The organism is Streptomyces sp. RLB3-17 (assembly GCF_007113425.2).
Taxonomy (GTDB): Bacteria; Actinomycetota; Actinomycetes; order Streptomycetales; family Streptomycetaceae; genus Streptomyces; species Streptomyces mirabilis_D.
Map to the genome: position 1 here is coordinate 11,946,047 of NZ_CP041610.2, position 20,338 is coordinate 11,966,384.

A 20,338-nucleotide genomic window follows, 5' to 3' on the forward strand; every position below is an offset into this window, starting at 1 on the left:
GCTCAGCCTCCAGCCTGGGTCTGCAGATGTGCGGTCGCGGTGCCGGTCACGTTGATGGTTCCCTTGCCGATCAGCTGCGCGAAGTAGGTGTGGTAGGTGTCGTGGACGGTGACCGTCATGGTTTGTCCGGCGTCGGTGATCTGGACGTCGCCTTGTACGCCGGCGGCTGCGAGGTAGTCCTGGGCGGCGGCCTGCGCAGCGTCCGGGTCGATGGTGATGGCGGTGCCCTCGATGGCCTGGGCGGGGTCGAGTTGCTGCCCGGCGGTGCGGGCGGCCTCCTGGGCGAGGGATTCCGCGCGGTTGGAGGCGTTGAGTGCTCCGCCGCCGTCGACGAGCAGGCCCATGACCATCAGCAGTGCCACGGTGGTCACGGCGAAGAACAGGGACATCGAGCCGTCGTCGCGGCGCGCACGCAGCGGGGCGAGGCGGCTCCTCAGCACGGCAATCAAGATCATTAGCGGGCCCTGTAAGTGTCGATCGGGCTGGTCCATGACGCAGTGATCGTCTTGGCTCCGGGCAGGCCGGGCACGCCGATGTCGGACAGGTTCGCGGTGCACGAGATCGTCGCGGTGACAGTGGCGGCTTCGCCGACGTCGGTGGCGTAGCCGGAGGTGTCGATGGCGACGCTGGAGGTCTGGCAGGTGACGCCGTCGCCGTCGAGGCTGCGGGTGACCGCTTCCTGGGCTGCTGTCTGTGCGGTGCCGGCGTCGCGCTCGAGGGAGGCGGCGCGGGCCGCCGCGTGGGCGGCGGCGTCGACCGCGCCCTTCGCGTCGGTGACCCGGCCGAAGGCGATCATGAGGCCGAGGATGATGATCAGGACGGGTGCGAGGACAGCGGTCTCCAGTGCGTAGCTGCCCCGGTCCTGGCGCAGCAGTCGGAGCAGGCGGGGGCGCGTCACGGTGCCGCTACTGCCGTGAGTTCTTGCTGCCCAGGAGTTCCCCGGTGGAGCTGCTTCCCAGGCCAGAGGCGGTTCACCCCGTTGCCGCAAGATCTCGACCTTTCGTCATGATTCTTGAAGGAAAGTGGAAAAGCCTGGCGTACAGACGTTCCGAGTGAACTGAGGAACCCATGGCGCTGGCGGTTGTCCGTTCGATCGGCTCCGGACGCGAGCTGCGCTCGGAACAGGAGCGAGAGGACTTCGAGCAGGAACTGGTAGATCAGTACGCGCTGGCGATGGTCGGAGCGGGATGGGCCGACAGCACCATCGCAGGCGAGCGCGGGATGATCTTCGAGTTTCTGCGGTTCCTGGGACGCTCGGTATGGACGGCCCAGCCTGCTGACGCAGACCGCTTCCTGGCCTACCAGCGAAGAGATCGAGCCCTGGCCAAGTCGACGGTGCAGAAGAAGGCGCTGGCCATCGCCGGACTCTACGACTTCCTCCTGCTGCGCTATCAAGGCGACATCCACGCCCTGACTGGGCACGCGCTGGTCCAGCCGATCGACGAGTTCAACCGGCCGGCGCGGATCGGCGGCGATTCGGTACGAGTGCCGCCGACCGATCCGGAAGTGGAGCATCTCTTCACGAACTGGGGCGCCACACTCCCCGGTGTCCGCAAGTTCCTCCCGGCCGCGCGGAACTACTTCGCTGCGTCCCTGTGGCGCCGCGGAGGGCTGCGGATCAATGAAACCGTCATGCTCGACATCCGGGACTGGCGTCCCGACCTGGGATCCCACGGCAAACTGCACGTCCGGTACGGCAAAGGCAGCCGCGGACGCGGACCGAAGACCCGCTTCGTGTCCGCGATCAACTCCATCGACTCGCTCATGAACTGGTGGCTGACCGACATCCGTCACCAGTTCGGCGACGACTGGCAGCGCTCGGACGCACCGCTGCTGCCCAGTGAGCGCCGCGACCCCCTCACCGGATACTGCACCCGAGTGGGTGACGACGCACTCCGCTCTGGCCTGGCCCAGGCTGTGGCGACCTGGCTGCCGGAGTGGAACGACCGACTCACCCCACACGGGCTGCGGCACTACTGCGCGTCCTCGCTCTACCTGCGCGGCCTCGATCTCAAGGCCATCCAGGAACTCCTTGGCCATGAATGGCTCGCCACCACGACTCGTTACATTCACGTCCATAACGACCACATCGAGCGGGCCTGGGAGGACGCCAACGAGCGCGTCACTGCCCGGTTCTGCGGAGAGGCGAGGTGACCCGATGCGCTGGCAACTTCGCATGAGAGCAGCCGAACAGGGCATCTGGAAGTCCACCGAACTGCGCCGCCGGCTCTCCGAAGCCGGCCTGGAGATCAGCGCCGGCAAGATGTCGGCGCTGTGGACCGGTACTCCGACGACCATCCGGCTCGATGACCTCGACGTGCTCTGCGCCGTCCTGGAATGCAGCCCCACCGACCTGCTCATCTGCGAACCGGACAAAGTCGCGGCCCGCAAACCGGCACAGCCCGCCGAGGCAGTGGGCGGGCCGGTGATCACGCCGCGGTTCGGGCGCAACCGCTCGGCGCCCCCGGCATGACGCGCAACCACCCGCGCATCTGTCCGGGATGCCGCACCAAGCCGGTCGCCACCAGCCGGTCCGACCTCTGCTACGACTGCATGCCTGATGGTCCGCACGTCCCGCCGCGCTGCCGGGACTGTGGATCGGACCGCGACTACTACTCCAGCGGCCTGTGCCGGCTGTGCCACCACTTCGCTCCCCAGCCGCCGGGCTCCTGCCGGGACTGCCATGCCTGGGGCGTGACCCGGCGCGGCAACTGGCTGTGCAAGGGCTGCACTTCGTGGCGCGCACGGCCCGAGCACTACCCGGTCGCCACCTGCCCGTTCTGTGAACACCGCCGCCCCACCAAACCGGGCGGAACATGCCGGCTGTGCTGGCGGCAGACCGTCGCTGAACGCGTCCGACGCCACGCGAAGTACTTCCCGGCCGCCGAAGCCAACCGGCACGGCCAGCAGCTGTACTTCGCCCTGCCCACCCGCAACCTCCGCGCGGCGGGCCCACGCTCCACGGCCGCTGTCACCCTCGCCCACCCGGTTCCGGTGGAGCACCGGCAGACGGTTCTGTTCGATCTCCCGCGCGACCTCGCCACGGGCCTTCGCCGTTCCTTTCCCGAGCCACCTGACCTCGGCGCGGCAGCCTTCCTCGACCACTTCACCCTTCAGCGGGCGACACAGCACGGCTGGACGAAGAGCCCCACCAACCGCGTCCGTCAGGGCATCCGGATCCTGCTGGGCACCCAGGACACGCCCGGCGCACCGATCCGGGCCCAGGACGTCCAGGCCCTCTCCTCGATCAGACTGCCCGCTGCTCAGATCGGCAGGGTCCTGGCGGCCGTCGGCCTCCTGGAGGACGACCTTGTTTCCGCCGTGGTGCCGTGGTTCGACCGGAAGACCGCCGGTCTGCCCGCCCCCATGGCTGAGGAACTGCGGACCTGGTTCGACATCCTGCTGAACGGCAGCAGCACCCCTCCTCGCAGCCAGCCTCGCGACCACAAGACCATCCGTCTTCTGCTTCTGTGGTCCTTGCCCGCGCTCGAGCAGTGGGCCGCGACGGGCCACACGACCCTGAGGGAGATCACCCGAGAGCACGTGCTGGACGTGCTTCCCCACAGCGGCACCGACCGCTCGCATCAGAGCCAGGGACTTCGCTCGCTCTTCCGCATCCTCAAAGCACGCAAGGTCGTGTTCACCAACCCCACCGCCCGCCTCCGCACCCTCAGGGCCGAGGGCCGCGACCCGCTGCCCCTGGCACCCGTGGTCGTACGCGAACGTCTGGACAGCTCGCACCCCACAGCCGCCCTCGTCTCCGCACTGCTGGTCTTCCACGCGCTGATGCCGGGACAGATCCGCCGCCTGCACCTGGCCGACATCCACGACGGCCGACTGCACCTCGACGAGCGAGACATTCCGCTGGCCCGCCCGGTTCAACAGCGGCTGACCGCATACCTCGACCACCGGCAGCGGCGTTGGCCCCGCACTCTCAACCCGCACCTGATCATCAACCTGCAGACCGCCCCACGCACCGACCCAGTAGGACCGATGTGGTTCCACCGCCTCTTGGGTATGACCCCGAGGCATCTGCGCGAAGACCGGATCCTCGACGAAGTGCTCGCCACTGACGGAGATCTCCGACGCGTCTGCGACCTCTTCGACATGAGCATTTACGGCGCGGTCCGCTACACCAGCTCCCTCGAGAACCCCGAAGTGCGCCGACTCTTCGAACGCGACACGGCCCAGCACCAGCCGAGTTCGCGAACTCAATGATCCAATAGCCATCAGTGGCACCTCCTTTCCGTGGGTTCGCCGCAATCCACCCTTCAGAAATCGCGAACTAACGGGCGATGTTGGTCCAGCGTTCGATCGGTCCGTCGGCGTGCTGGGTGACGTGCAGTGTGAGGCCGGGGACCAGGGTGGCGACATTGCCGGTGACGGTGATGCGGATCTGCTGGGCGGTGCTGCCGTTTGCCGAGACCTGGGCGTCTTTCACGGAGCCGCCGAAGCGGGCGAGGTACTCCTGAGCTTGTGCGAGACCGTCGCCTTCGCTGGCGCCGAACTGCCGTCCGGCGTCCACGCCTTGTCGTGCGGCGGACTGGGCGACCTTGCGGGCGTGGTAGTACAGGCCGACCTGGATGGTGGTGAAGGCGAGCGCGAGCACCACGAGGGCCAGGGTGGCCAGTTCGAGGCCCAGCACGCCGTCGTCCCTGCGGCGGATGCGTGCGCGGATGGCCCTGAGGTGCCGTGATCGGCGTGCCACGGTTTCCCCCTCGATCGTCGTCGGTGTGGTGTCTGGGCGCGTGTGGTCGTCCTCAGCCGCCGTCGATGATGCCGATCTTCTCCAGGAGTTTGGCGCGGATGGCCGTGACGAGCAGGCCCGCGCCGACGAGCAGGGCGCCGGCGAGGACGGCGAGTTCGGTGCTGGTGGCACCTCTGTCACGGGCGGTGCGCAGCTGCTCGGCGCGGGCGCGGATCCATACGGTGAGGAGCTGGATGTCCATGGGGTCCGTTTCCTTTCGGGCGCCAGGTCAGCTGGCGAGGATCGTGTTGACGATCGGGATCATGACGAAGGCGAGCATGAGGATCACGGCGAGGGTGACCGGGAGGACCATTGCCGCGGAGGCCTCGTTGGCCTGTGCTTTGGCGTCGGACAGCAGCGCGATGCGCAGCTGGCGGGCCTGGGACTGCAGGGTGGTGTAGACGGCGGCGCCGTCTCCGGCCAGGGCCAGGGTGTCGGCGGGCCGGGTCAGTTCGGGAATGCCGAGTTCCTCGCCGAGCTGCTTGAGGGCGTCCCACGGGGTCACGCCGGCGAGCTCGGCGTGGTCGAAGACCTGGCGCATCCGCTGGAAGATCCAGCCGTCGCCGACCTCGGCGGTCTGGGTCAGTGCCTGCCCGGCGCCGCTGTTGGCGACCCGGGCCAGCGCGACGCGCTCGAGATAGGAGGCGGCGGCATGCCGCACGATGAGGCGGGCGGCGGCCGCGTCGCGTTTGACGTCCTGCCCGGGGCTGAACCAGAACAGCGCACCGAGCAGGAGCGAGACGCCGGCCGGGATGGCGAACGGGAACGGCGTGCCGGCGAAGGCGAGCATCGCCTGCAGCAGCTGGGGGGCGAGCAGCCCGTACAGGGCGAACAGGACGCGCTTGCCGAGGTGTTCGGCCGGGGAGATCCGCAGCAGTCTGAGGTCGCTGAGCGGCAGGCGGATACGGACGCCGAACTCGTCGAGCAGCCGGGCGCCGACGCGTTCTGGCACGCCGCGCGCGCCGGGTGGCGCGGCAACGGGCACGGCGTTGGTGACGTGGGCGGCGTCGAGGCGGTCCAGGACGCTGGCCAGGTCCGGCTTGGTGGGCAGGGCGGCGCGTACGGCGAGGCCGATCATCACGCCCGCTGCGGCTGCGGGCAGCACCGCATTCATGGGGATCATCGGGTGTCCCCTTCCAGGACGGCCAGGTGGGAGGGCAGCGGGTCGAGCAGTCGTGGGTCGGGCTTCGTGCGGGCGATGCGGCGCAGCCACGACAGGGTCCATGCGAACAGGCCGCCCAGGACCATCAGCGCGACCTGTCCGACGGGGCTGGCGTACCAGCCGGACCAGGCGTTGTTCAGCATGCAGCCCATGACGACGATGCAGATGACGAGCGAGACCTGGCGGGAGGACTTGCGGACGGAGGCGCGGTCGGCTTCGACGTCACGGGCGTCGGCGGCCTGCTGGTGGATGGTCACCGCGAGCGCTTCGAGAGCGTCGGCCAGGCCGGGGCCCTTGTAGACGGCGTGGCTCTGGAAGAGCAGCACGACGTGGTCGGAGACGCCGTCGGCGAGCTCGTCCGCGAACATCGCGAACGCGAGATGGGCGTCCATGCCGGTGCGCAGCCGGTCAGCGAGGCGTTGCACGTTGCCCGCGATCGGGCCGGGGGCGTTCTTCGCGGAGGCCCGCACGGTCTGGGTCAGCGAGATGCCCGCGGTATGGACGCCCGCGAGGTGGTTGAGCCACTGGGCGAGCGCTTCGAGGCGTTCGATGCGGGCCTGTGCGGCGCCGCCGGGGTGTAGCACGAAGGGCAGGCCCAGGACGGCGGCGCCGGCGAGCAGGCCGTGCACGGGCCAGCCCGTATAGGCCCATACGGCCAGGGTGACGACGGCGGCTGTGATGACGAGGTGGCGCCAGCGGCGCTGCCAGCTCTCGGGCAGTTCGTCCTTGGCGCGGCGCATCCGGGCGGCGATGCGGGAGGGCGGTTTGACGGGGTCGGGGATGCGGCCGCGGAGTTCGCGGGCGGTGGCGACCGCGGCGATGACTGCCAGCACAGCGCAGCAGGCCGCGACCAAGGCGAGCTGAGACGTGGTCATCGTCGTCCCACCGTCTGCAGGGGCTCTCCCCACCAGCCGTGCGGGTTCTCGGCCAGCCACGAGCGGGCGATCAGGCCGGTGCGCTCCAGTTCGTCGATGAAGGACGGCATGTTCTGGTAGATCGCGCGCGGGTCGCCACCGCCCGGGGCGAACAGTTCGGTGGTGGTGGGCCGTCCGGCCTCGCCGACGACGTCGTGAATCTCGTAGATGTGGGAGACGAAGCGGTGCTTGCGGCCGCCGACGCCGGTTTCGTCGAGGTAGGTGAGGTAGACGACGACGTCGATGGCGGAGGCGATGAGGTGGTGGGCGGCCTCGGTGGCCATGCTGGCCTCCGTGCACAGCTGCACGAGGCGGGAGACGATGGCGTGCGGGCGGCGCACGTGCATGGTGCACATCGACCCGGAGCCACCGGCGGACATCGCCTGCAGCATGGGGACGATCTCGGTGGAGCGGACCTCGCCGACGATGACGCGGGTGGCGTTGTAGCGCAACGCGGTCGCGAACATGTCCGCGATGCTGACCTCCCCTGCGAGCCGGTCACCCGTGCTGCGTTCACCGTTGGACTGGCGCGCTTCGAAGGCGAAAGTCACCGGGCCGGGCTTCGGGCCGGGCTCGTCCAGGTAGAGCTCGCGGTCGGATTCGAGGGTCACCAGCCGTTCAGCAGGCGGGATTTCCCGGCCCAGGGCGCGCAGCAGGCTCGTCTTGCCGGCGCCCATGTCGCCGACCACGAGGACGTTCATCCGCGCCTGGACGCACGCGGTAAGGAACCGCTCCAGCAGCGGGTTGATCGACTGCCACTGCACGAGCTCGCCGATGCCGTGCTGGCGGATGCGGTGCTTGCGGATGACGACCGAGGGGCGGCTGGTGAGCAGGCTCGCGGTGACACGGGAGCCGTCGGGCATCCGGAAGCCGACCATCGGCGTCGCCTGCGTCAGGGCACGCTCACCCTGGCCGGACTGGCGGGCCATCCGGTTGACCCACGTGATGAGCTCGTCGTGGGAGTCGGCGACCTTGTCGATCGTGCGCCGCGGGCGGTCGTAGTACTCCACGTGTGCAGTCAGCCCGTCGACCATCACGTCCTCGACGCCGTCCTCGTCGAGGAGGGACTGCAGGCGTCCGCCGCGGAACATCGCGTCGTAGACCGCGGTGGCGATGCGGCCTTCCTCGTCCTGGGTCAGCGGGGTGTTGCCCTGCGCGTATTTGGTGGCCCAGTCGGCGACGGCAGTGCTGGCGAGCGAGCGGGCCAGGGCGCGCCGGTCCGGCTCGGCCATGGTGCGCTCGGGGTCCTTCTTGCTCAGCTCGGCGGACACATCCGCCTGCAGGGCTTCGATGACCTCCCAGCCGACCGGCAGGAGTTCCGTCGGCAGTCCGGCCAGCCGGGGAACGGCCGTGGGACTGACGGTGCCGCCGGGCACCGCCGGTGGCGCGGCCGCCGTTGGGGCGACGGGTGGCGCGGGCCGCCGTTCGCCGAGCTTGCCGGTGAGCAGATGGGCGATGTCGTCGCGGCCCATCGGCGGGGGGATCTGCCCGTTGACGCCGGCGCGCTGGTGCGTGTCAGCCACGGCCGCCTCCTCGCTGGGCCAGCCGGTCCAGGAGGCCCGCGAGCTGCGGGTGGGCCGGGGCACTGGGGTAGTGCTGCTGAATCTTGCGGCGTGCGGCGAGCGCCTCGAACTGCTCAGTGGCGGTGCGGGCGTAGCGCAGCAGCGGGCTGCGGGCGAACCCGCGCGGCGGCTTCCCGCCGGCGGTGAGGTAGGCGGCAGTCTCTGCGTCCCACGGCAACGACGCCAGCACCGGCGCCTCCAGGGCCTCGGCGACCTGATGCGAGCGGAACGGGCCGTCCTCGATGAGGAGCAGGCCGAGCGCGTCGGATCCGGAACCGTGCTCGTCGAGTTCGGCGCGCAGCGGACGCATCAGGTGGCGCGCCAGCGTGAGGCCCTGCTCGGTGCCACGGACGGCAAGCAGCACGAGGTCGGCCCGGTGCAGGAGCGGCGCCGGGGTGAGAGTGGGGTGCAGGTGCCCGGATTCCAGGGCCAGGCGCCCGGCGTCGATGAACACGTCATGGCCGGCGGATTCGGCCATGACGTGCAGGACGTCGGCGAGGGCAGGCCAGGTCCGGCTCAGGGATCCGGCCTGGGCCGGATCGGTCAGCCCGGGCAGCACCTTGCGGTGGCCGGTGGTGCCGTCCAGCGGCCACAAGTGTGAGGCGAAGGCGTTGGCCAGCTCGGCCGGTCCGACGCGGTCGGCGGCCGCCAGGTGGTAGAGGCCGTATCCGGCGCTGATCTGGCCCTGCAGCAGCCCGGCGCGGATGGTGCCGCCGGCCGGGTCGCACTCGGCGAGCAGCGACGGGCGGCTGGAGGCCAGGGTGAGAGCAAGAGCGGCGGTGGTGACGCCACAGGACTTCGCGGAGGCGATACAGGTGACGGGCATGGTCAGTTGCTCCGCGGTTCACGGACCAGCGCGATGCGCCCCTGGGAGGCGCGGGTGGCCAGGACAGGGCCGTCGGTGGTGGCGACGGCAAGGTTCACGACGACGGAGCCGGTGGCGTCCGGACGGGACAGCGACACGACAACCGCGTTGATCGAGGACGGGGCTGCCGCGTCGTCCTTCGTGCTGGTGTTATCGCCCTGAGCCGGAGTGGTGACGGCGAGGACCTTGTCGCCAGCGGACAGGGTTCCGGCCGGGGCCTGGCCGCGTTTGACCAGTACGCCCACCTGCTGCCTGGTGTCACCCAGACCGGTGCCCGCTGCAAGCTGCGAGGCGAGAAGCAGTCCGCCCTTGCGCAGGTCTACGGCAGTCCGCTTGCCGACCACGGATGCCTTGTCGGACGCCTGCAACGGGGACAGGGCGGAGTCAGTGGAGACCTCGGCCACGGTCACATCCGTCGCTGTCAGGACCTGTCCGGCCGGCACGTCACGGGCGACAGCCAGCACCTTCGTACGGTCACTCGCCGAGTTGACGGCCGCCGCCGCGCCCAGCGCTGCGACTACCGCAAGCACAATGCACAGGGCGGCTACCGACCAACGGCGCTCCCGCTTGACCGGTGGGGTCGTGGTGATCGGGATCTCGGGACGGGCTGTCGTGCCTTGCGGACGTGGCACTGCCGGCGCGGCGGGGGATTCCATGACAGTGGGGCCTTCCAGGGGTTCGAGGGATGCGACGCGTGGTCAGTCAGTTGTTGAGGACCTGGACCTCGGCCACTGCGATGTCCACGGCGCTGTTACGGATCTCGGTGAGCTGGCCGGTCTGCCCGCCGCCCTGCCAGTCGATCGTCCAGGTGGAGGTCGCGGTGACGTGGTACTTGCCCGAGGACTGGGCGGAGGACGGCTGTTCGTAGCGGTGGCCGCAGTCCGGGGAGGGCTGCTTTCCGTATGCCGCCTTGTACGGGGTCCCGGCGGTGGTGCAGGTGACGGTGTTGCCGTCGCCCATCGTCCACACGATCTTCGTAACGTGGGCGGTCGCGGTGACGGTGACAGGGCCCGCGGAGGCGCTCTTGCTCTGTGGGCCGTACGTCTCCGCTGACTTCGTGTCCCATAGGTAGACCGGCATGCCGACAACGCCTTTGCCACCCGGTTTGGGGGTTATGCCGATCTCCGGGCCCAGAAGGGTCATCTGTTTCACGGCTTGTTGGGCCAACTGGGCCGGGTCGACGGCTGCGGCGGCCGGGTCGGTTGCCGAGTACACCGTGCCGCCCGCCAACGGGTTCCCCGGGCATGTGACGTTGTAGAACGCGCCTTTGTCACCCGGCTTCCAGTCGGCGGGCACACCAGTCGCCAGCCGCGCTCTGGCCGGATCGGGCTGCGGGTTCATGAGCAGCCAGTAGCAGCCGTCTGCCGAGTTGAAGGTGCCCATGCCGGGCCTCGAGCACGGGACCGTCTGACCGCGGACCTCGCAGACACGCTTCCCGCCGCTCGGCGTGCTGGAACCGGACGGTTTGCTGCCTGCGGGTAAACCGGGGTCCTGGGCGGTGATGTCGCATTTCAGCTGGTCCGGAGGGCAGTCCACGCCGCCTCCCGGGCCTCCGGCTGCCGCGACGCCGGCCGAAGCGCCCAGCAGGACAAAGACCAGCGCCCCTAAGGAGGTTGTACGACGTGCCCTCAGCATGTGCGCCCCCGGTCGATTTCGGTCGTCCAGATGATCCACTTGCCGTTCGAGTTGATCGCGGTCGCGTTGTACACCACCCGGACGGGCGCCGTCCCGACCGGGACCTTCTTGCCTGTCTTGGCGTTCACTTCGTCGTAGTGACTGGTGTCCACGCAGTCAGCGATGGTCGCCTTCATCGGCTTCGCTGCGGTGTCGATACCGGTGATCTCAGGCGAGTTAACGGGCTCGCCCTTCAGCACGGTGCCGTGGTCCTGGTAGTAGATAAGCGTCGCCTTGATGTTGGACAGCGCCTTGTTGCCGGCGTAGTCCTCGAGCTTCGAGTCGAGCTTCGCCGTGGCGTACGTCCGGTTTCGGGCCTTCCACATGTTGCGGTAGGCCTCGAGGACCGCAGTTTTCTCCGACGCGTCGGGGTCAGTCGACTTCGTCGGCGCCGGGCTGGTCGTCTTCTTGGCCTCGCCGCCGTGATCTCCGGAGGAAGAGCAGCCAGCGGTGAGTGCAACCAGTGCCATGACCAAGGCCGCGCCCCGGTGGCGATCCCGGATGCGAACGGCGGAATGGACAGTCCGGTGTGCGCGGCGTTTCATGATGCCTCCCCGTTCAGCGCAGCTGGGGCGGACGGCCGACGCGGGCGTGCCGCCCGATTACCCGCCCCATGAAACCTGGTCGAGCTGCGCTGATGCGTTTGCGTAGCCAGAAGATTACGCATATGCCAGTCAACTTCCCAGCGTGATAGTTGAGTTCACTCGTACAACTCGTGACGTATCCGGTCACTTTCGAAACCGGAAGTCGCTTTGTAGTTCTGTGTATTCGCTCGTCCCGCCCGCACATGATCTGGGTCGGCCTTCGCTTCGCGCGGACCGGTTCAGCCCCTGTTCGCGGGAACGAGACCGTGTGCCCTCGGTCCTTCCGGCGCCTGCCCTGGTGATGTCGGGTACGACCGGATGCTGTCCTCCTCACCTCTCATGCGGGGGAGTCGGCCACACGGTGATCACGTCACCGTCGAGGGTGACGCGTCGGCCCGGGAATCGGTGGCGCACCAGGTTCAGGTCGTCCAGGTCGAAGTCGTCGGCCCCCGCGATCACGCACGCGTTCCCGACGTACGAGACGGCCCGTGCCCGGGCGGGCCGAGCGCCGCCGGACGTCGTTTCAGGTATGCGAACTTCACCAGTAGCTTGCGGCATCTGGATCTCCCAAGTTCAGAGCACACGGGGCTGATTGAAGGACATGGCCCCGTTGTGCAGAAGTAAACTAGTCGTTCGCGTAAGCAAACTTCAAGTGAGTTCCGGAGCAGTTGCAAGGCTGCGACACTCGGTCGGCACCAAGACGCTGCATCACAGCTCGGTCCACGGCCGCGGCCCGCCCCCGGCCAGAGGCACCCAGACATCGCCCGTAGGCCCCCGGAGTTCGAGGTCGTCCAGAACCGCGGCGCCCAGCGGCACCTGCCGGGCCAGCGTGCCCACGAGCGGGTGCTGCGCGACCATGGCCTGCAGGTCGCTGATCCGGTTGCCCAGGACGTACCGGGAAGCTCCGGTGAGCACGAACAGAACCCGGGGAAACACGGGATACCAGCGCAGCCAGACGGCACCGGGAACGACCGACTGCCGCGCACGCTGCCTCCCCACAGGCAGCGGCTCGTACGACCACAGCCGCGCGTACTCGATCAACTTCGACGCGAGACGCTCGCTGCTCATGGTCGTCCGGTCAACCTCGACGAACGCCCTGAGCTTCGTCCGCTGATCCTCGCCGATGACCGTGTAGTGCATCAGCGCATCCGTGATGATCTTCTCGCCGTCGCTGAGCGGATGGGAGACCTCAGGCGTCCAGTCCAGGTGCCCGTGCTCGTCGCCACGCCTGCGGGCATCGGTCACGAACGCCAGGTGAGTGCGGACCACGGTCAGGGTGTGCGGCGTCTTCAACGAGGCAGCGGTGGCCGAGGTGATCGGATACGGCGGCCGGCCCCGCAGCGCGGGGAAGTCCCGGACCAGCCGGGCGCCCTCCCCAGTCAGATACCAGGCGCGGGAGCGGTTGGACTGCGGCAGCACCGTGTAGTCCACCAGGCCATCACGGCGCAGCTTGTTCAGCGGCGTGGAGACGGTCTGCCGCGCCGTGCCAGCCCGCAGCAAGTCGTGAAGCTGATTCGTGGTCGCCATCCGGTGCTGCCCCAGCACGGCCAGGAGCTGATGCGGCAGCGGCTCAACCGGACTCGGAGTACGACCGGACGACACGGTCTCGAAGGTGGCGGTCACTGGTAACCCTTCTTCTGCAGCCGTACGGCTGACGGTGTGGTGGGGGCGAGTTGGGCGAGGAACCGGTTCACACGGCCCAGCTGGTCCGTGGCGCGAGTCGTGAGCTGGTCCAAGGGCTCGGCGCCGGCCATAGCGAGGGCGGCGCGCTCGAGCGCCGCCGCCTGCCGAGGGCGGGCGTAGTCGGCGAAGACCTCGTCGAGGTGCGGGCCGGTGATCCGGACCGGGCCGACGCGACGGCCCCTGACCGTCAGCGACATGTAGTGCTCAAAGCGGTCCAGGGAGGCGACGACGTCAGGTCCGGGACGATCGCCCCATTCCGCGGTGATCGGAGCGATGGCGGACTGCGAGCCGGCGGTGGACGCCAGAGTGGAGGCGTTCTGGACCAGGGAGAGCCGCACCTGGATAGGCAGGCGGGCCAGCAGCTGGGTCATGCCGTGGACGTGCACCTTGTACTTGCGGAAGTCCTCGAACATGCTGGCGATCGTCTCCGCAGCCGCGCCGGTCAAGGTGATCAGCTCGTCGAAGTACGGGCGGAACGGCACCCGCTGGGCTTCCGGGGTGTCGCGGCGAGAACGCACGGCGCGCAGCAGGTCGCGGGCGAGCAGTGCGGTGATCAGCCGGTCGGTGGGTCCGTTGCCGCCCGGGCACACCCACACGATCATCTTCGAGTCCATCGCGGCGCGGATGTTGTAGCGGCCGGCGGGCTGGCCGAGGAACGCGCGCGTGACGGGGTTGGCGGCGAGGCGGGCGATCGGGTTGAGGACCACGGCGAAGGAGTCCGGCGGCAGGGTAGGGAACACCGTCTGCCACCAGGAGCGCGTCTCGTCGTCCAGGCGCCCCTGCACCCCGGCGAGCGCCGCAGCGCGGAAGACCGGGTCGGCGAGCAGCGCCCGCACGTGGAAGACCGTGGCCTGGTCCTCGGGGCGCCCGGCCTGGCAGGCGGCTTCGTTGACGGCCACCAGCACCGCCAGTGAGGCGGTGAGGATGGTCAGCGCGCGGGGTGCCCTGGCGTCGTCCCAGCCCAGTGCGGCCGCGTAGGCGTCCGCAGTGGCCTCGACGACCTCGTGCGCCACCTGGCCCTGGTGCATGCCGAGCGGATTCCATGAACTGACCTGCGGAGCAGGCCCATTGGCGTTGAGGTCGATGAGCGCGATCCGGTCCATCAGGGCGTCGTGGGCCAGGAACGGCAGAGCGCGAGGCCAGGAGTCGCGGTGCGGGTCGACGAACATCAGCCCGCCTCCGGCATGCGCCCAGCCGATCGCCTGCGCCAGGGCGCGCTCGGTCTTGCCGCCGCCCGCCTTGCCCACACCGACCTCGAACAGCGTCTCCTTCGCGTAGCTGGCGACCAAACGACGGCGGCCGTCGGGGCCGCGGTAGATGCCCTGCAGCAGCAACTGGGGGTTGTCGAACTCGAAGGTCGGCAGATCCCCGGCGAGCAGCGGCAGGCGGCAGTGCACCGTGGGTGGCTTGAGCAGGCCGGTCAGCTCCTCCAGGCGCACCCAGTTCGGACGGGGCGGCTGGCAGTGACCCAACGTCCAGCGGCGCTCGAAGCCGCGTCGGCTGGGCCAGCGGTCCGCCCCCAACCGCCACGGGCCGATCCGCCATCCGCGCATCGCCCACCGTGACCCGCCGCCGAACACGTCGAACGCGGCCTGGAGCTGGGCCAGCCGGGCCTGGGAGCGGCCTTCCGTGTTCGACGCGCACATCACCAACAGCTGCACGCGCACCAGGTGGTCATCATCGGCGAGCTTGCCCAGCGCCTCCGCGGGGTCCACCCGGCGGGGGACGGGCGGCATGACCAGACGGCGCCCGCCCCCGCCCTGCTTGCCGCTGACCAGCTGCTGGAGCTGCCAGGCCACTGAGTCCTCGATGCCGGTGGCGTCCTGCCGCACCCACCGGGCCGCCCGCTGGGCCTCGCGCCGCTCCCTGCGGCGGGCGTCCGACATCAGCTGCAGACGGCGGGCCCGCAGGGCCCACTTGGGAGCCCGCTGGATGTCGAGCCGGATCTCGGCCAGGTCACCCAGCTCCGCCCGCAGATCGGAGACGGCATCGATCAGCGGCTGCAGCGGATCCGGGTCCAGCGGAACGTCCCGCAGCGGGGCCGTGGGCTTGCCTCGCAGGACGAACTCCGCCCGCACCACATGCTCACGCGGCTTGTCGACGAGGGGACGGGCCCGCTTCACGGTGACGGCCGGGCCGAAGGGCGTGATCGACAGCAGGCGTTCGCCGCCCGCGGGACCCTCGATCCGGTAGCGCAACGGGCTGGAGCCGTCGGCGCGCAGCCGGATCTGCACCGCCTTCGACCGTCGCGGCGCCCACCACGGCATGCTCGTCGAGGCCCGGGCAAGCTGGACCCCACGGCGGAAGATCTCCTCCAGGCCGGGGTCGAAGTGCTGCGACGGCACGAGTTCCAGCGCCATTCGCTCGGCTGAGGCCTTCCTCGCCAGACGGCGCACCACCATCTCGCTCACGGCCCAGACGACGAGGACGGCCGCCACGGGCACGTACCAGTAGGTGATCAACCAGCCAGCAGCGTTGGCCAGGCCGGCCAGCAGACCGAGGACCTGACCGGCCGCCGTGTCATCCGCCCGGTCGGTCAGATACGGGGCTGAGGCGTCCACGTGGACGCTCCTTTCGTCGAAGTGCGTGCGAAGTACCAGTCGGTGATGCGTCGGTCGGTGTAGGTGCCGCCGCGGTCGGCTCCCGCCCACACCAGGTGCACCACCGCCTTGTCCGGGCTGCCGTCTCGGCGGGCGACGGCCGCCTGGATACGGAAGCGAGCGGTGGCGAATGCCGGTGCGATCGCCTGGTCCGGGTCGCCGAAGAGCGCGGGCCACTTGGCCCGGCCGACCCCCGTGGCGTCCGCCCGCAGCAGGCCACGGCCGGCCGCGAGGAGCTTCTGCTCGTCGTCGGCGGCAACGTCGGCGGGCCAGGCGTCTTCCAACGACTTCTGGATGGCGGCGTCGCCGGCCACGCCCTCACCGTGCGGCGGCAGCGCGGACGAGCTGGCCGAATGCGTCGACGCAGTGGAGGCCGTGGCCTGCGCGAGCGCACTGGCCTGCGCAGTGCGGCTGCCTGGAGCGGTTCCCGTGGGGCGCGCCGTGGGAGCGGTCGCGCGCGGTGGAGCCGAGACAGCGGGTGCGCCCGCCGTCTGCGGCACCGTCAACAGGATCACCCCGGCCACGACCAGGACCACAGTGACGATCAGCAGCAGGCGCGGCGAACGCGCCGGGGAGTTTGTCATAGCAGCCGGGCCCCTCCCGCATATCCCGCCATCGCGTTGACAGCGTCCAGACGGACCACGGTGCCCGGCCGGGCGGCGTTGACCATCTGTCCACTGCCCAGGTAAATCCCGACGTGATAGATCGTCGCGTCCCGGCCCGGGGCATCGGCATAGAAGACCAGGTCACCCGCCTTGAGCGCGCTGGTGCCGAGACTTGGGGGGATCCGCTTTCCGGCACCGGCCTGGGCGGCTGCGGTACGCGGCAGCTGAATGCCGGCCTTGGCGTACGCGTACAAGGTCAGCCCCGAGCAGTCGAAGCCGGTGATGTTGGTGCCGCTCTTCCCGCTTGGCGAGCAGCAGATCCCTGTGCTGGGCCCGTTCGTGCTGCCGCCGCCCCAGGAGTAGGGGACACCCCGCTGGGAGAGCGCGGCCTCGAGGACGGTGCGGACCGTTCTGGACACGTTCTTCAGGTCCGGATCCTTGGCGGCTGCCGTGTACTGGTCGATCCAGCCCAGCACGTTCGCCACGTACTCGGTGGAGTGGTTGTACTGCAGGATCGCGGCCTCCAGCTGGGACTGCTTCGTCAGGTCGCGGCCGATTCCGCACAGGTAGACGGCGGCGCCGAGGGCGGCGTCGTCGGCGTTGTGCGGGTCGGCGGTCTTGTCACCGTTCGCGTCTTTCCCGATCCCCTCCCAGGTGGAGGGGAGGAACTGGAAGGGGCCGACCGCGCGTTCACCGCTGGCGGTGCCGTCCCACCTGCCGTTGTCGGTGTCCGGGAAGGCGGTGGTGTTGCCGCCGGCTCCGGAGCCGTTGAGCAGGACGCCGTAGATGCGCGGGCGGATGTCGCCGTTGCCGGCGATGGTGCGGCCGATGGCGTGGTTGGACTCGACCTTGGCTATCCCGGCAAGGATCGGCCAGCGCATGCCCTGGCACTTCGGCACGTACTTCCCCACCTGTTGGACGGCGTTCTTGTAGGCGGTGAACATGCGCGGAGGGATGTCGGCGGCCGTGCCGCCCTCGGCGATCCTGCCGTCGTCTCTCGCGGCGCTCTGCAGCGCGACGACCGCACTGATCGCGCCGGATATGGGCGCGGCGCAGCACACGGCGACGACCAGCAGCATCACGGTCAGGCAGCCCCACTTGGCCTTCCGGCCACGGCGGCGGGTCACGGGCCGTCACCGTCCTCGGGCTCTGCCGGGGCCAGCCAGTCGACCTCGGCCCCAATGCGCCGCGCCTCCTCATAGGCCCGTGCCCGCTGCGCCTGCTCCTGCTGCTGGCGGAGTCTTTCGGCATCGGGCGCGGTACGCCGCAGCAGTTCCTGGAACCGAGCCGCCGATTGGGCGCGCGCACTGTCGCTGACGCCTTCGGGAACAACTGAGGCCGGCCTGCCGGGATGAGGCTTGGAAAGCCTGGGTCCAGGCGCGGCAGTCGGCGGACTCGGAGGGGAGGGCGGTTGCGAGGCTGTGACCGGTGGCGCGGCAGGGCGCGCCCGACCGGAGCCGGCACCGCCGGCCGTACGGGCCGTGGCTCCGGAGGCGGGCGGGCCGGACGGACGAGGAGGTGGACCGGACGGCGGAGCCGGTGGGCCGGGCGGAGGAGTGGGAGGGCCGGATCGGGGAGTGGGAGGGCTTCCAGCAGGCCCGCCGCCGCCCAGTCGACGGTTGCGGACGGGCCCTGTGTCGCCCCAGGCCCGGATGTCTTCGCGGACGGTGTTGCCCCACACCCGCACTTGCTGGCGGGCGTCCTGGGAGTAGCGCGAGCCGCCCGACCGCGCCGCGCGGACGGTGGCGGGCAGGCCGACCGTCGTCCCGTAGGCGGCGCGGCCGCCGCGGTGCAGGATGCGGTATCCGCGGAAGCGGACGAGCCGGTTGTGCGCGCGGGTGGACAGCAGGGTGCGGTCGGTGTTCTGGTCGTGCAGCACCTGCCCCGAGTTGCGGTCGACGACCTGGCCGTCCTCGTTGCGGTACCGGTCGGGCGGACCGCCGGGCCTGAGCGGCCCGCCGCTGCCTGAACCGCCCGGTCCGGCACCGGGTGAGCCGCCAGGATCGCCGTCGGCCGTGGGCTTGCGCCACTTGACGAGCTTGTCCATGTCGGGCCGCCGCCCGATGAGCAGCCAGTGCGCGCCCTTGGTTCCGAGCCGTGTTCCGAGCCCGCCGACGGCCGCAGCGGCAGTCAGCGGTGCGAGTCCGCGTCCGGCTTCGGCGGTGGCGTCGGACAGCAGCCCCCCGGTGTCGACGGGCATGCCAGCTCCGTCGACCAGAGAGGCGAGGGCGCCCATCAGCCGCTGGCGGGTGCCGAGCATCCCGAATCTGCCTCCGACTCCGGTGAAGGCGCGCAGCCCGCCGCCGTGGCCGCCCAGTGCGGCGGGGGAGTTCATGGCGAGGGCGGCGCCGAGTTCGGAGGTGTCGCCGGGCAGATGGGTCCCACCCACCTTGGCGTAGCGCATGCGCATGGCCATGCGCCGGCCGAAGGAGGTGATGCCGGTCAGCAGCCTGCGGTGCCCGGCCGCACCGGCGATGGCCAGCACGTCGATCAGCAGGATCCGCTCGACCACCAGGTCGGGGCCGTTGGTGACGGTGGCGTCGACGGCGATGCCGAAGAACGGCACGAACGCGCAGATCCCGACCAGCGCGAGGATCGCGATGCCCCACAGGGACAGCCACTTCCACACCGACTGGCGTGCAGGCCCGGGCAGCATCCCGGCGATGAAGGTGACACCACCCGCCGCTGCGGCGGCGGCGCAGATGCCCTGGGTGCCGAGCAGGACGATCGCGCTCGACAGGAGCATGCCGCAGATGAACAGGGCGGCGATCAGCAGCAGCCCGGCGCCGCCGACCCGCCACCAGGTGGGCTTCTCGGCGTAGGCGGCACAAGCCTTGCCGACCGGGCCGGCCCGCTTCATGTCGGCCAGGAAGGAGGAAAACTCGCGGTCTTCGTCGGTGACGATTGCGTTGGAGGCGTCCAGCAGTTCGCCCCCGGGGGTGAGAGCCGGAAGAGTGCCGCTTCCGCTGGGGACATCGCTGGTGGAGCGCTCGCAGTACTTCTTCGCCTCACCCTTGATCCGCCGGCAGGCATCGTCCCTGGCGCCCTTGCCCTTGTTCTGCGCGCTCGCTTTGTATCCGCCGGTGATCCACTTCAGGTGGACTGCATACGCCGTCCGGTCGGCCGCCTTGGCGGGGTCGAGGATGCGCCCGTACTCAAGCAGCATGTAGGGCTTGACGATCAATGAGTTGGTGATCGAGTCCTGGATCGGGCGGGCCACCTCCGCCGCGGAGACGGGGCCTTCGTCCTCCTGCTGAAGGCACTTGAGTTCCTGGTTGCCGGCCATGCCGTCGCACGGGCCCTTGCCGGCGAGTTTGCCGCCCCAGTCGTAGGAGTTGACGGTCTGCTGGGCCACCTCGGCGGCCACCTGCTGGGCCTGGCCCAGCGGGCCGTCCTGGGTGAGGAGGTAGTCGGGGCGGACGAACGCGGATGCGGCGAGCGCCGCGATGAGCAGGGTCAGGAAGATCTCGCCCAGACCGCGGCCGACCCGGCCGCGCACAATCATGAAACACGCGAACACGAACGCCCAGGCCAGCAGCAGCCCCTTCAGCCCGAGCGTGTCGACGACCACGTGGGTGTAGGAGTCGGCGACCTTCTGCGCCGGCTGGATGAGGATCTTCAGCAGCGGGAACCGGAAGGCCAGCTCGATGGCCCACCCGGCCAAGCCCACCAGCAGCCGGATCAGGGTGAACAGGCCGGACAGGGCGAACGCCAGGGCCTGGGACTTGAAGGCGACGATGGACCCGCCTTCGGCGCTCAGCTCGTAGCCGTTGATCGGCACCCCCTCGGAGGAGGTGATGTTCAGCGGCGAGAGCAGGTCACCGGTCTCACTGCTGCTGCCCGCCGCGTACACGACCTGGCTGTTGACCATGACGAACACGCCGGTGAGCAGCAGGACGAAGCCGGCCGAGCGGAGGGTGCCGCGGTCTGGACGCCACATGT

Annotated in this window: 20 protein-coding genes; 3 read left to right on the forward strand and 17 right to left on the reverse strand. The window is 70.0% G+C overall.

Features of this window, described 5'->3' with window-relative positions:
* Positions 1–2 precede the first annotated feature (2 nt).
* Together FNV62_RS54065 and FNV62_RS54070 are read right to left on the reverse strand one after the other, a co-directional pair.
* Positions 3–455 (reverse strand): TadE/TadG family type IV pilus assembly protein, encoded by a 453-nt coding sequence (locus FNV62_RS54065; RefSeq protein ID WP_144316335.1) that lies wholly within the window; start codon positions 453–455, stop codon positions 3–5.
* On the reverse strand, positions 455–898 hold the full coding sequence (locus FNV62_RS54070) for a TadE/TadG family type IV pilus assembly protein (protein WP_225900767.1): 444 nt from the start codon (positions 896–898) through the stop codon (positions 455–457). The genes FNV62_RS54065 and FNV62_RS54070 overlap by 1 nt, the downstream gene beginning before the upstream one ends.
* 170 nt (positions 899–1,068) lie before the next feature.
* On the opposite strand from FNV62_RS54070, the gene FNV62_RS54075 reads away from it, so the two are divergent.
* The 3 genes from FNV62_RS54075 to FNV62_RS54085 are packed head-to-tail and all read left to right on the forward strand — an operon-like array spanning position 1,069 to position 4,218.
* On the forward strand, positions 1,069–2,154 hold the full coding sequence (locus FNV62_RS54075; protein WP_144316336.1) for a tyrosine-type recombinase/integrase: 1,086 nt from the start codon (positions 1,069–1,071) through the stop codon (positions 2,152–2,154).
* 4 nt (positions 2,155–2,158) lie between these two features.
* A complete protein-coding gene (locus FNV62_RS54080) occupies positions 2,159–2,473 on the forward strand; it encodes a helix-turn-helix domain-containing protein (protein WP_143612431.1) in 315 nt (104 codons plus the stop codon).
* A complete protein-coding gene (locus tag FNV62_RS54085) occupies positions 2,470–4,218 on the forward strand; it encodes a hypothetical protein (RefSeq protein WP_143612429.1) in 1,749 nt (582 codons plus the stop codon). The genes FNV62_RS54080 and FNV62_RS54085 overlap by 4 nt, the downstream gene beginning before the upstream one ends.
* 67 nt (positions 4,219–4,285) lie before the next feature.
* Here the strand turns inward: FNV62_RS54085 and FNV62_RS54090 are convergent, their stop codons facing one another.
* From FNV62_RS54090 to FNV62_RS54155, 15 genes are all read right to left on the reverse strand, one after another.
* The gene (locus FNV62_RS54090; RefSeq protein WP_225900768.1) at positions 4,286–4,708 is read right to left on the reverse strand and encodes a TadE family protein; all 423 of its coding nucleotides are present in this window, start codon (positions 4,706–4,708) and stop codon (positions 4,286–4,288) included.
* Positions 4,709–4,760: 52 nt separating this feature from the next.
* The gene (locus tag FNV62_RS54095) at positions 4,761–4,949 is read right to left on the reverse strand and encodes a hypothetical protein (RefSeq protein WP_060898280.1); all 189 of its coding nucleotides are present in this window, start codon (positions 4,947–4,949) and stop codon (positions 4,761–4,763) included.
* A 27-nt stretch (positions 4,950–4,976) separates the two neighbouring features.
* Entirely contained in the window at positions 4,977–5,870 is an 894-nt protein-coding gene (locus FNV62_RS54100) for a type II secretion system F family protein (protein WP_144316337.1), read from the reverse strand.
* Entirely contained in the window at positions 5,867–6,784 is a 918-nt protein-coding gene (locus tag FNV62_RS54105; RefSeq protein ID WP_144316338.1) for a type II secretion system F family protein, read from the reverse strand. The genes FNV62_RS54100 and FNV62_RS54105 overlap by 4 nt, the downstream gene beginning before the upstream one ends.
* Positions 6,781–8,346 (reverse strand): CpaF family protein, encoded by a 1,566-nt coding sequence (locus FNV62_RS54110; protein ID WP_144316339.1) that lies wholly within the window; start codon positions 8,344–8,346, stop codon positions 6,781–6,783. Before FNV62_RS54110 ends, FNV62_RS54105 begins: the two co-directional genes overlap by 4 nt.
* Entirely contained in the window at positions 8,339–9,211 is an 873-nt protein-coding gene (locus tag FNV62_RS54115; RefSeq protein ID WP_144316340.1) for a hypothetical protein, read from the reverse strand. Before FNV62_RS54115 ends, FNV62_RS54110 begins: the two co-directional genes overlap by 8 nt.
* A 2-nt stretch (positions 9,212–9,213) precedes the next feature.
* Positions 9,214–9,780, reverse strand: coding sequence for an SAF domain-containing protein (locus FNV62_RS54120; RefSeq protein ID WP_225900769.1), 567 nt, complete (start codon positions 9,778–9,780; stop codon positions 9,214–9,216).
* A 172-nt stretch (positions 9,781–9,952) separates the two neighbouring features.
* Positions 9,953–10,633: an ATP/GTP-binding protein gene (locus tag FNV62_RS56825; protein ID WP_225900770.1), complete on the reverse strand. Its 681-nt coding sequence runs from the start codon at positions 10,631–10,633 to the stop codon at positions 9,953–9,955.
* Between the two features lie 245 nt (positions 10,634–10,878).
* Positions 10,879–11,469 (reverse strand): hypothetical protein, encoded by a 591-nt coding sequence (locus tag FNV62_RS54130; RefSeq protein ID WP_144316342.1) that lies wholly within the window; start codon positions 11,467–11,469, stop codon positions 10,879–10,881.
* Positions 11,470–11,838: 369 nt separating this feature from the next.
* Positions 11,839–11,967: a hypothetical protein gene (locus tag FNV62_RS57420; RefSeq protein WP_263986815.1), complete on the reverse strand. Its 129-nt coding sequence runs from the start codon at positions 11,965–11,967 to the stop codon at positions 11,839–11,841.
* A gap of 249 nt (positions 11,968–12,216) precedes the next feature.
* A complete protein-coding gene (locus FNV62_RS54135; protein ID WP_144316343.1) occupies positions 12,217–13,131 on the reverse strand; it encodes a replication-relaxation family protein in 915 nt (304 codons plus the stop codon).
* Positions 13,128–15,752 carry an ATP/GTP-binding protein gene (locus FNV62_RS54140; protein WP_144316344.1) on the reverse strand — a complete coding sequence of 875 codons (2,625 nt, stop codon included), beginning with the start codon at positions 15,750–15,752 and terminating at the stop codon, positions 13,128–13,130. The genes FNV62_RS54135 and FNV62_RS54140 overlap by 4 nt, the downstream gene beginning before the upstream one ends.
* Complete coding sequence (locus tag FNV62_RS54970) at positions 15,728–16,375, reverse strand: hypothetical protein (RefSeq protein WP_205523209.1); 648 nt, start codon at positions 16,373–16,375, stop codon at positions 15,728–15,730. Before FNV62_RS54970 ends, FNV62_RS54140 begins: the two co-directional genes overlap by 25 nt.
* Positions 16,372–17,523, reverse strand: coding sequence for an NlpC/P60 family protein (locus FNV62_RS54150; protein WP_225900771.1), 1,152 nt, complete (start codon positions 17,521–17,523; stop codon positions 16,372–16,374). The genes FNV62_RS54970 and FNV62_RS54150 overlap by 4 nt, the downstream gene beginning before the upstream one ends.
* Positions 17,520–20,336, reverse strand: coding sequence for a hypothetical protein (locus tag FNV62_RS54155; RefSeq protein WP_225900772.1), 2,817 nt, complete (start codon positions 20,334–20,336; stop codon positions 17,520–17,522). Before FNV62_RS54155 ends, FNV62_RS54150 begins: the two co-directional genes overlap by 4 nt.
* Positions 20,337–20,338 lie beyond the last annotated feature (2 nt).